This is a genomic window from Mesorhizobium sp. M4A.F.Ca.ET.022.05.2.1 (assembly GCF_003998845.1).
GTDB lineage: Bacteria > Pseudomonadota > Alphaproteobacteria > Rhizobiales > Rhizobiaceae > Mesorhizobium.
Genome location: NZ_RZOJ01000230.1, coordinates 1 through 9,746 on the forward strand (window position 1 = coordinate 1; position 9,746 = coordinate 9,746).

The 9,746-nt window shown below is 65.1% G+C and carries 14 protein-coding genes; 11 read left to right on the forward strand and 3 right to left on the reverse strand.

What is annotated here, in order from left to right; genetic code table 11:
* The first annotated feature begins 30 nt into the window (after positions 1–30).
* Positions 31–1,233 carry a GGDEF domain-containing protein gene (locus tag EN745_RS22215; RefSeq protein WP_127422258.1) on the forward strand — a complete coding sequence of 401 codons (1,203 nt, stop codon included), beginning with the start codon at positions 31–33 and terminating at the stop codon, positions 1,231–1,233.
* Here EN745_RS22215 and EN745_RS22220 read toward each other — a convergent pair.
* A complete protein-coding gene (locus EN745_RS22220; protein ID WP_127282073.1) occupies positions 1,217–1,576 on the reverse strand; it encodes a hypothetical protein in 360 nt (119 codons plus the stop codon). The two genes, EN745_RS22215 and EN745_RS22220, sit on opposite strands and share 17 nt — an antisense overlap.
* Positions 1,577–1,835: 259 nt before the next feature.
* Between EN745_RS22220 and EN745_RS22225 the strand changes: the two genes are divergently transcribed.
* From EN745_RS22225 to EN745_RS22260, 8 genes are all read left to right on the forward strand, one after another.
* The gene (locus tag EN745_RS22225) at positions 1,836–2,276 is read left to right on the forward strand and encodes a hypothetical protein (RefSeq protein ID WP_127422259.1); all 441 of its coding nucleotides are present in this window, start codon (positions 1,836–1,838) and stop codon (positions 2,274–2,276) included.
* A 237-nt stretch (positions 2,277–2,513) separates the two neighbouring features.
* Entirely contained in the window at positions 2,514–2,933 is a 420-nt protein-coding gene (sdhC, locus tag EN745_RS22230) for a succinate dehydrogenase, cytochrome b556 subunit (protein ID WP_126057480.1), read from the forward strand.
* Between the two features lie 2 nt (positions 2,934–2,935).
* Entirely contained in the window at positions 2,936–3,331 is a 396-nt protein-coding gene (gene sdhD, locus EN745_RS22235; RefSeq protein WP_126057481.1) for a succinate dehydrogenase, hydrophobic membrane anchor protein, read from the forward strand.
* Positions 3,332–3,335: 4 nt separating this feature from the next.
* Positions 3,336–5,168, forward strand: coding sequence for a succinate dehydrogenase flavoprotein subunit (gene sdhA / locus EN745_RS22240; RefSeq protein ID WP_127422260.1), 1,833 nt, complete (start codon positions 3,336–3,338; stop codon positions 5,166–5,168).
* Between the two features lie 2 nt (positions 5,169–5,170).
* A complete protein-coding gene (locus EN745_RS22245) occupies positions 5,171–5,605 on the forward strand; it encodes a DUF3052 family protein (RefSeq protein ID WP_127422261.1) in 435 nt (144 codons plus the stop codon).
* Complete coding sequence (locus EN745_RS22250; protein ID WP_126057484.1) at positions 5,605–6,384, forward strand: succinate dehydrogenase iron-sulfur subunit; 780 nt, start codon at positions 5,605–5,607, stop codon at positions 6,382–6,384. The genes EN745_RS22245 and EN745_RS22250 overlap by 1 nt, the downstream gene beginning before the upstream one ends.
* A 7-nt stretch (positions 6,385–6,391) precedes the next feature.
* Positions 6,392–7,204 (forward strand): nucleotidyltransferase domain-containing protein, encoded by an 813-nt coding sequence (locus tag EN745_RS22255; RefSeq protein ID WP_189363123.1) that lies wholly within the window; start codon positions 6,392–6,394, stop codon positions 7,202–7,204.
* The gene (locus EN745_RS22260) at positions 7,201–7,833 is read left to right on the forward strand and encodes a DUF480 domain-containing protein (RefSeq protein ID WP_127422262.1); all 633 of its coding nucleotides are present in this window, start codon (positions 7,201–7,203) and stop codon (positions 7,831–7,833) included. The genes EN745_RS22255 and EN745_RS22260 overlap by 4 nt, the downstream gene beginning before the upstream one ends.
* Before the next feature lie 263 nt (positions 7,834–8,096).
* On the opposite strand, the gene EN745_RS22270 is transcribed toward EN745_RS22260, so the two are convergent.
* Positions 8,097–8,522 carry an OsmC family protein gene (locus EN745_RS22270; protein WP_127422263.1) on the reverse strand — a complete coding sequence of 142 codons (426 nt, stop codon included), beginning with the start codon at positions 8,520–8,522 and terminating at the stop codon, positions 8,097–8,099.
* Positions 8,523–8,620: 98 nt separating this feature from the next.
* Here EN745_RS22270 and EN745_RS22275 point away from each other — a divergent pair, with 98 nt between their 5' ends.
* The gene (locus EN745_RS22275) at positions 8,621–8,956 is read left to right on the forward strand and encodes a hypothetical protein (protein WP_245487789.1); all 336 of its coding nucleotides are present in this window, start codon (positions 8,621–8,623) and stop codon (positions 8,954–8,956) included.
* Positions 8,953–9,309, forward strand: a complete 357-nt coding sequence (locus tag EN745_RS22280) for a YciI family protein (RefSeq protein WP_126057487.1) — start codon at positions 8,953–8,955, stop codon at positions 9,307–9,309. Before EN745_RS22275 ends, EN745_RS22280 begins: the two co-directional genes overlap by 4 nt.
* 15 nt (positions 9,310–9,324) lie before the next feature.
* On the opposite strand, the gene EN745_RS22285 is transcribed toward EN745_RS22280, so the two are convergent.
* Positions 9,325–9,746 (reverse strand): GMC oxidoreductase (locus EN745_RS22285; protein ID WP_245487790.1); only part of this gene is annotated, 422 nt, incomplete at its 5' end.

A 9,746-nucleotide genomic window follows, 5' to 3' on the forward strand; every position in this document is an offset into this window, starting at 1 on the left:
TGCTTTGCTGTCGGCGGGGGTTCTTGAACCATGGGCAGCGCGGACGTCATACTCGTGATCAACCTGTTCGTCGCCGGACTGCTGGCGGCGGCGTTCATGACGATCGCCATCTACGACAAAAACCGGGTGTCGGCGCGCTGGCTGGCCTTCGGCTACATGATCGGCATGGTCTATTTCGCCCTCGAATTCGTCATCCCCGCCTTCGACAATGCCCGGCTCCCGGTCGTCGCCGCCTTTGCCGTCTTCCTCGGCGCCACCATCGTCTTCAATGGCGGCCTTGCCCACAAATACGGCGTGGCGCCGCCATGGTGGCCGATGCTGCTCTTCCTGGCCATCGCTTCCGTCGGGGTCTATCTCGTGCAGGAATTGCCGCGCCAGTCGCTGACCGCGATGATGGCCTATCAGCTTCCCTACGCCGTCATGCAGTTCACCGCGCTCGGCATCGTCTGGTCGTCCAGGCAAAGGCGCGAGCGGCTCGACACCATACTGATGGGCGTGCTGACGGCCAGCGCGCTGCAGTTCGCCTCCAAGCCCTTCATCGCGCATGCGCTGGGCGGCCGCGGCGCCGACCCGCAGTCCTATGTGCAGACGAGCTACGCGCTGGTGTCGCAATCGCTCGGCACCGTGTTCGGCCTGGCGCTAGCGCTGCTTGCGCTGGCCATACTGGTGCGCGACGTGCTGGCCGAGGCGACGTCGAAATCGGAAACCGACGCCCTGTCCCGGCTGCTCAACCGCGGCGGCTTCGAGCGCCATGCCGAAATCACCCTGAGAGACGCCGCGCGCCGTGGCGTTCCGGTGGCGCTGGTGATCGCCGACCTCGACCATTTCAAGGGCATCAACGACAATTTCGGCCACGCCTGCGGCGACCGGGTGATCGAGACCTTCGCCGGTTTCCTGCGCGAGGCGGCGGCCGACCATCACGTCGCCGGGCGCATCGGCGGCGAGGAGTTCGCCATCATCCTGCCGGGCACCAATCTCGCGGCCGCGCGGCTGTTCGCCGAAGGCGCGCGCAGCGCGTTCGGCGCCCTGCCGATCGACAGCCTGCCGGCCGAGCATCGCTGCAGCGCCAGCTTCGGCGTCGCCGAACTCGGCGCGGGCGAGGGCTTTTCCGATCTGTTGCGGCGCGCCGACGAGGCGCTCTATCAGGCCAAGGGCGGCGGCCGCGACTGCGTGCGCGTCTCGCCCGGGCCGGCCGGGCGGCAGGCGTCTGCTTTCTTCAACGGCAGGGGCTGAGGTTCGGCATTTCGCCGTCGGACAGACCGTACATATAGGAGCGGCCCTTGATGAAGACCGGCGGCTGGTAGCAACCGCGGCCAACGGTCTCGTCGGATTCGTTCTCGTAGATCACGTCGGGCTCGCCGGCACTGGTAAAGTTCGACAGCTCCTTGGCGTGCCTGCCTTCGCCGACGATGATGCGCTTGTAGCCGGCGGCGCTGTCGATGACGAGATTGCCGAAGGAATCGGCATAGACGCGGTCGTGGTGGCGCAGCCCGGCTTCGGCCGGCGCCGTGAAGCCGACGGCAAGTGCCGCCAGCGCAAGCGCCGCAAGGCGCAGTCTGCTCGAATTCGAACGCATGGCACCCTCCGGTTGCTTCGACCGTTTCGGTCTGGAGCCTGTTCGAATCGGAAATTAACCTTTTCTTAACCTTTGTTAAGAGCCGGCCCGCTTTCGCGGCCAGACTTTAACAAACATGGTTAATTTCGGCCGACGGGGTGGCCATCTTTCGGCCATGCTTGCCCGCAGCATCGCGCCACCTCGACCAGCCGTTTGAGCCGGGTGAGCTTGATCAGGAACGACATCGTGGCTAGCGTGCCGCGCACAGGAGGGGCAGCACATGGCGTTACGCCGCTTGGTTCGGGGATTGCTCCTTGCTCCGTTGCTCGCTGCAGCAGCGGCCTGTGTGCCGCAGGACGGCGCGCCCAAGGCGGCATCGCCAGCGATCTCTCCCGCTCCGGCTCTGCAGGCCACCGCACCCGCCGCGCCGCCTGCGCCTGCAACGGCATCCGCAGCCAAGATCACCACCGACCTCACTGCGCCGCGATCGGCAGTCGGCATGGCCACCTACAAATGCAATGGCTCAGTGATCTCCATCCAAAATCTCGGCACGTCGCTGCGTGTGGCAGGGGCGGATGGCTGGACAGAGGAGTTTGCGGCGTCGCCCGCCAACCAGAGCAGCCGCTACCAAGCGGCGACGACGCATGACGCAGTTGTGATCGACGGACGCGAGGCGCTGCTGATGAAGAAGGGGTCGACGCCGCTCACCTGCAGAAGGTAGGCAATCTTCATCGACATGCCGCACTGCAGCGAACCATTGCGCCGGCTTTCGGACGCGCCCTAATCGATTGAAGCAAAAGCCGGCCCTTTTTTCAGACTAAATGACGTTTCCAAAACGATTTTCCGGCTTTGACGCGGTGCAAAAAGAGCATTAGAAACCGGCTGTCCGAAGTCGCAACCGGGAACGGCAATGCCGCTTTTCCGCTGAGGCTCCAGGAGACGCCGAACTGGGGGAGCCATGAGCAAATCACCAGCCACCCGCGAATTTGCCAGACGTGAACGGCCGCTTTCGCCGCACCTGAGCGTGTACCGGCCGCCGATCACAATGACCATGTCGATCATCCATCGCATCACCGGCGGTGCGCTCTACTTCGGCACGCTGCTGGTGGCGCTCTGGCTGATGGCAGCGGCGAGTTCCGAGGCCACGTTCGATCTCGTCAACTGGGCCTTCGGCTCGTGGCTGGGGCGGCTGGTGCTGTTCGGCTACACTTGGGCGCTAATGCACCACATGCTGGGCGGCGTACGCCACCTGGTCTGGGACACCGGCGCCGGGCTCGAGAAGCACACGGCCTCGAAGATCGCCTGGGCGACACTGGCCGGCTCGATCCTGCTCACGCTGCTGATCTGGATCGCCGGCTACATGGCGCGGGGAGCCTGACCATGAGCGGCAAGAACACCGACATGCGCACGCCGCTGGCCAAGGTCCGCGGCCTTGGCTCGGCCCGCGAGGGCACTTCACATTTCTGGCGTCAGCGGCTGACGGCGATCGCCAACATCCCGCTGATCCTGTTCTTCGTCGGCTTCCTGATCGCGCTCAACGGCCACGGCTACACGGAAGTGCGGACGGCGCTCGCCAATCCGTTCGTGGCGCTGGTGCTGGCGCTGGTGCTGATTTCCGGCCTCTACCACATGCGGCTCGGCATGCAGGTGATCATCGAGGATTACGTGCATGGCGAAGGCATGAAGCTGGCGCTGATTGCGCTCAACACATTCTTTTCCGTAGCGGTCGGCGTCGCCTCGCTCTTCGCCCTGCTCAAACTGGCATTCGGAGGCTGACATTTTGGCCAAGGACGCGAAATCAGCCAATTCCGCCTACACTTTCGTCGATCACAAGTTCGACGTGGTGATCGTCGGCGCCGGCGGCGCCGGCCTGCGCGCCACGCTCGGCATGGCCGAGCAGGGCCTGCGCACCGCTTGCATCACCAAGGTGTTCCCGACGCGCTCGCACACGGTGGCGGCGCAAGGCGGCATCGCCGCCTCGCTCTCCAACATGGGCCCGGACTCCTGGCAGTGGCACATGTACGACACCGTCAAGGGCTCGGACTGGCTGGGCGACGTCGACGCCATGGAATACATGGTGCGCGAGGCGCCGGCCGCCGTCTACGAGCTCGAGCATTACGGCGTGCCGTTCTCGCGCACCGAGGAAGGCAAGATCTACCAGCGGCCGTTCGGCGGCCACATGATGAACTATGGCGACGGCCCGCCGGTGCAGCGCACCTGCGCCGCGGCCGACCGCACCGGCCACGCCATCCTGCACACGCTCTACGGCCAGTCGCTGAAGAACAACGCGCAGTTCTTCATCGAGTATTTCGCGCTCGACCTGATCATGGAGCCGGACGGCACCTGCACCGGCGTCGTCGCCTGGAACCTCGACGACGGCACCATCCACCGCTTCTCGGCCAAGATGGTGGTGCTGGCGACCGGCGGCTACGGCCGCGCCTATTTCTCGGCGACGTCGGCGCATACCTGCACCGGCGACGGCGGCGGCATGGCCGCGCGTGCCGGACTGCCGCTGCAGGACATGGAGTTCGTTCAGTTCCACCCGACCGGCATCTATGGCGCCGGCTGCCTGATCACCGAGGGCGCGCGCGGCGAGGGCGGCTATCTCGTCAATTCCGAGGGCGAGCGCTTCATGGAGCGCTACGCGCCGTCGGCCAAGGACCTCGCCTCGCGCGACGTCGTCTCACGCTGCATGACGCTGGAGATCCGCGAGGGACGCGGCGTCGGCAAGAACAAGGACCACATCTTCCTGCATCTCGACCATCTCGATCCGGCGGTGCTCCATGAGCGGCTGCCCGGCATCTCGGAGTCGGCGAAGATCTTCGCCGGCGTCGATCTCACCAAGGATCCGATCCCGGTGCTGCCGACGGTGCACTACAATATGGGCGGCGTGCCGACCAACTACTGGGGCGAGGCGCTCAACCCGACGGCCGCGAACCCGGACAAGGTGTCGCCAGGCCTGATGGCGGTCGGCGAGGCCGGCTGCGCCTCGGTGCACGGCGCCAACCGGCTCGGCTCCAACTCGCTGATCGATCTCGTCGTGTTCGGCCGCGCGGCGGCGATCCGCGCCGGCCAGGTGATCGACCGCAAGTCGGCGATCCCGGCGCCCAACGAAGCCTCGGTCGAGAAGATCATGGACCGTTTCGACCGGCTTCGCCACGCCAACGGCTCGACGCCGACGGCGGTGCTTCGCGAGAAGATGCAGAAGGCGATGCAGGAAGACGCGGCGGTGTTCCGCACACAGGAATCGCTGGAAAACGGCTGCAAGCGCATTTCGCAGATCTGGGGCGAGCTCAAGGACATAAAAGTGTTCGACCGCTCGATGATCTGGAATTCGGATCTGGTCGAGACGCTGGAGCTCGAAAACCTGATGGCCAACGCCATCACCACGGTCTACGGCGCCGAGGCGCGCAAGGAGAGCCGCGGCGCGCATGCGCGGGAAGATTTCTCGGCCCGCGACGACGCCGCCTGGCGCAAGCACACGCTGGCCCATCTCAGCGAGGACGGCAAGGTGACGCTGACCTATCGTCCGGTGCACACCGAGCCGCTGCTGGCCGAGAAGGACGGCGGCATCAGCCTCGCCAAGATCGCGCCGAAGGCCAGGGTGTACTGACGATGGCGCTGGCGGCAACGGGATATTCCGGCACCCCGCTTCCGGCCAAGCTCGGCCTGAAGGACGGCATGGTCGCCGCCTTCATCGCGCTGCCGCCGGAGCTGGATGATCTTGCCGGAGCCGTGGACTTTGCCGCGATCGACCGGCTGGCCGACTGGTCGGAAATTTCTGGTCGCCAGAGATACGATGCCGTGCATGCCTTCACCCGGCGGCGCGCCGAGATCGAGGACGGCCTTGCCGGCATCGAGACGGCGATCAAGCGCGACGGCATGGTCTGGGTTTCATGGCCGAAGAAGGCGTCGAAGGTGGCGACCGACGTCACCGAGGACGTCATCCGCGCCGAGGCGCTGAAGCGCGACCTGGTCGACGTCAAGGTCGCGGCCGTGAACGAAATCTGGTCCGGGCTGAAGCTCGTCATCCGAAAGGACCGCAGGTAATGGTCGAACTCACGCTTCCCAAGAATTCGAAGGTTCAGCAGGGCAAGACCTGGCCGAAGCCGGAAGGCGCCACCAATCTTCGCGAATACCGCATCTACCGCTGGTCGCCGGACGACGACGAGAACCCGCGCATGGACACCTACTTCGTCGACATGGACGATTGCGGGCCGATGGTGCTCGACGCCCTGCTCTACATCAAGAACAAGATCGACCCGACGCTGACGCTGCGCCGCTCCTGCCGCGAAGGCATTTGCGGCTCCTGCGCGATGAACATCGACGGCTCCAACACGCTCGCCTGCACCAAGGGCTGCGACGACATTTCCGGCGCGGTGAAAGTCTATCCGCTGCCGCATATGCCGGTGATCAAGGACCTGGTGCCCGACCTCACCAATTTCTACGCCCAGCACGCCTCGATCGAGCCGTGGCTGAAGACGGTGTCGCCGGAGCCGGCCAAGGAATGGCTGCAGAGCCATGAGGACCGCGAGAAGCTCGACGGGCTCTACGAATGCATCCTGTGCGCCTGCTGCTCGACCTCCTGCCCGAGCTACTGGTGGAACGGCGACCGCTATCTCGGCCCGGCGGTGCTGCTGCAAGCCTATCGCTGGCTGATCGACAGCCGCGACGAGGCCAAGGGCGAGCGGCTCGACAATCTCGAGGACCCGTTCCGGCTCTATCGCTGCCACACCATCATGAACTGCGCGCAGGCGTGCCCCAAGGGCCTGAACCCGGCCAAGGCGATCGCCGAGATCAAGAAGATGATGGTGGAGCGGCGAGTTTAGGCTGCGAATGAAGCCGCTGCCTGACGATTTCGCGCCGGAAGTGATTACGGCGATCCGCGCGCGGCTGGAGATGGCCCGGGCGCAAGGGGCAAATGTCCTGTTCGCCATCGAGAGCGGCAGCCGCGCCTGGGGCTTCCCGTCTCCCGACAGCGATTATGATTGCCGTTTCCTCTACGTCCGCCCGGTCGCCGACCACCTCGTGCTGGAGCAGGCGCGCGACGTGATCGAGTTCCCCATCGAGGGCGAGATCGACGCCGGCGGCTGGGATTTGCGCAAGGCGCTACTGCTGGCGCTCGGCGGCAACGCCGTCATTGTCGAATGGGCGAAATCGCCAATCGTCTACGAGGAAGTTCCGGGCTTCCGGCAGCGTCTTCTCGACCTGCTTGCTGAGATCGTCGACCCGGTCAGGGTTTCGCGGCATTATCTCGGCCTCGCGCGTTCGCATGTCGCCAGAATCGGCAGCATCGCCGGCGAGGTGAAGCTCAAGAAGCTGTTCTATTTCATCCGTCCGATCGTCGCGCTCGACTGGATGGAACAGCGCAGCTTTGCCAGCCTGCCGCCGATGAGCATGCTCGACTGCCTGGCCGAGACGGTGATCCCGACACGAGCAGGCGAGGAGATCCTCCGGCTGATCGACAGGAAACGTGAGACACGCGAGCTGGGGACCGGCCCTATCCCGGTCGAGATCGCGCGCTATCTGGAAGCGCGCTATGGTCATCACGAAATGAACTTGGCCGGTTCGGTCCGGGATGAGGCTCGGCAGGCCTACAACCGCGCCCTGGCAACGGCCTTTTATCGTCGGGAGGCAGAACGGCAATGAGCGAAGACCTTCCCATCCTCTCTCCGGCCGAAGCGCGTGTGCTCGGCTGCCTGATCGAGAAGAAGGAATTGACGCCGGACGTCTATCCGCTGACGCTCAATGCAGCGCTTGCCGCCGCCAACCAGAAGACGGCGCGCGAGCCGGTGATGGCGCTGGAACAGACCGAGGTGCATCGGGCCCTGAAGCTGCTTGAGCAGAAGGGGCTGGTGCGGCAGATGTTCGGTTCGCGCGTGGAGCGCTATGAGCATCAGATGGCGCAGCGATTCTCGCTGACCACGCCGCAGACCGCCTTGGTCGGCCTGCTCCTGCTGCGCGGGCCGCAAACCGCCTATGAGCTGTTGGCGCGAAGCGAGCGTATGGCGCGGTTTTCGTCGATCGAGGATCTGCGCGGTGAACTCGACATGCTGATCGGCCGCCGGCCGGCGCTCGTTCAGGAGATACCGCGCGGGCCAGGCCAGCGCGAAGATCGCTATGTGCATCTGCTCGCAGGGCGGGTGGATGTGGCGGCGGTCGCGGCGGCGCCTTGGCAGCCGCCGGCGTCATCGGGCTCCGATCTTGAAGCCCGGGTGCTGGCGCTTGAAGAGGAGGTGGCGGCGCTGCGTGCCAAGCTCGAGGCACTGAGCGGGTAGTAGTGCCTTAATGCAGTAGTCTCGCATCCGGGCCGAAGTCGGGGCTGCCCCTCATTGCCCTGCCGGGCATTTCTCCCCGTAAACGGGGAGAAAGAGGCTGGCCGCGACTTTGGCGCCAAGACTTGCAGCGCTGGAGATTGGCGAAACCATCGGTGACAGCGCCCCTCTCCCCGTCACTATATGGGGAGAGGACGCCGGCAGGCAGGTGAGGGGCAGCACCCAGCGTCTGTAATAATGAGCAAGCGCCGGCAGACCGACGTCAATCACCCCAGTTTCGCGTCGAGCGTAACCTTGATGGCGCCGAGCGCCTTCGAGACCGGGCATTCGGCCTTGGCCTTCTCGGCCAGCTCGTTGAACTTTGCTGCGTCGATGCCCGGCACCTTGCCGACGACGGTGAGAGCGCTGCCGGTGATGCCGGTGCCGGGCACCAGCGTCACCACCGCCTTGGCGTCGAGTTCGGTGGCGGGCGTGCCATTCTCGGCGAGGAAGTGCGAGAACTGCATGGCGTAGCAGCCGGCGTGCGCGGCGGCGATGAGCTCCTCCGGGTTGGTGCCGGATTTGCCGCTCTCGTCCTCGAAGCGCGCCTTGAACGAATAGGGTGTACCTTTCAGCGCCCCGCTCTGGGAGTCGAGCGTGCCCTTGCCTTCCTTCAGATTGCCATTCCAGACGGCGTTCGCGGTACGGTCCATGAAATCCTCCTTGATCGTCGGGGTTGCGCCGGCAGAGCGCCGGCGTTCCCCAGGACTATAGCGCGGGCACGCGCGAAGGCCACCGCGCTCTTGGAGCGGTGGCATCCAAAATTCTTCTAAAAAAAACGCGCGAAAAAATGTCGACTTCCATCGAACTCGACCGTCCTACGGGCGGCCACGGATTTCGCGGCCGGATGGAGGCTCACATGGACGGTTTGTTTTTCGCGCTGTGGAAATGCCCTGAGCACAAGGCCGGGCGACAGGAAGACTATTGGCTCGATCCGCCGCCCTCCGGCTTCGGCCGGCTGCTGGCAGCGGTCGCCATCATCGGCATCGCGGCATGCCTTCTCGATCATGCGGCGGCGTTCGGAGGCGCGGCTGACACCATCATCACCGCATCCTATGGTCCATCACAACACGGGAGATCGGAATGAGATATGTCTGCCTGGTCTATGGCGAGGAACAGAGCCTTTATGCGTTGACCCCGGAAGGATCGGCCAAGCTAGACGCCGATTCGCTGGCCTATGACAGATCGTTGGACCAACAAGGCAAGCTGATCATCGCGCAGGCGCTGCAATCGGTGAAGACGTCGAAGAGCGTACGGCGGCGCAACGGGAAAAGACTGGTCACCGACGGCCCCTTCGCCGAGACCAAGGAGCAGTTGCTCGGCTTCGTCATGATCGAGGCCGAGAGCCTCGACGAGGCGCTGGAGATCGCCGGCGACATTCCGCTGGCCGAACTCGGCACCGTCGAGGTCAGGGCGATCTACGACATACCCGGGTCATAGCTGGTCGCCGCCGGCTCATGTAGGTCGGCGGATCATGTCCGCCGCCTTCTCGGCGATCATCACCACGGGCGAGGCGGTGTTGCCGGAGACGATGCGCGGCATGATCGAGGCGTCGATGACGCGCAGACCCTCGACACCGGTCACGCACAGGTCGGGACTGACGACGGCGCGATCGTCGACGCCCATTCGGCAGGTGCCGACCGGATGAAAGATCGTCGTCGCGATCGAGCCGATCTCGTGCAGCAGGTCGTCGTCGGACTGGTGGGCGGGACCGGGCAGGATTTCCTCCGGATGGAAGTCGGCAAGCGCCTTGGCGGTCATGATCATGCGCGCTTGGCGCACCGAGCTCAGCGCGATCTCGCGGTCGCGCACCGTCGAGAGGTAGTTCAGCCGGATTTCCGGCTGCACTGCCAACTCAGGTGTCGTGGCATGTACGG

Coding starts and splice junctions, on each gene's coding strand:
- EN745_RS22215 (WP_127422258.1), top strand. CDS start 31: ATGGGCAGCGCGGACGTCATACTCGTGATCAACCTGTTCGTCGCCGGA.
- EN745_RS22220 (WP_127282073.1), bottom strand. CDS start 1,576: ATGCGTTCGAATTCGAGCAGACTGCGCCTTGCGGCGCTTGCGCTGGCG.
- EN745_RS22225 (WP_127422259.1), top strand. CDS start 1,836: ATGGCGTTACGCCGCTTGGTTCGGGGATTGCTCCTTGCTCCGTTGCTC.
- sdhC (WP_126057480.1), top strand. CDS start 2,514: ATGAGCAAATCACCAGCCACCCGCGAATTTGCCAGACGTGAACGGCCG.
- sdhD (WP_126057481.1), top strand. CDS start 2,936: ATGAGCGGCAAGAACACCGACATGCGCACGCCGCTGGCCAAGGTCCGC.
- EN745_RS22245 (WP_127422261.1), top strand. CDS start 5,171: ATGGCGCTGGCGGCAACGGGATATTCCGGCACCCCGCTTCCGGCCAAG.
- EN745_RS22250 (WP_126057484.1), top strand. CDS start 5,605: ATGGTCGAACTCACGCTTCCCAAGAATTCGAAGGTTCAGCAGGGCAAG.
- EN745_RS22255 (WP_189363123.1), top strand. CDS start 6,392: ATGAAGCCGCTGCCTGACGATTTCGCGCCGGAAGTGATTACGGCGATC.
- EN745_RS22260 (WP_127422262.1), top strand. CDS start 7,201: ATGAGCGAAGACCTTCCCATCCTCTCTCCGGCCGAAGCGCGTGTGCTC.
- EN745_RS22270 (WP_127422263.1), bottom strand. CDS start 8,522: ATGGACCGTACCGCGAACGCCGTCTGGAATGGCAATCTGAAGGAAGGC.
- EN745_RS22280 (WP_126057487.1), top strand. CDS start 8,953: ATGAGATATGTCTGCCTGGTCTATGGCGAGGAACAGAGCCTTTATGCG.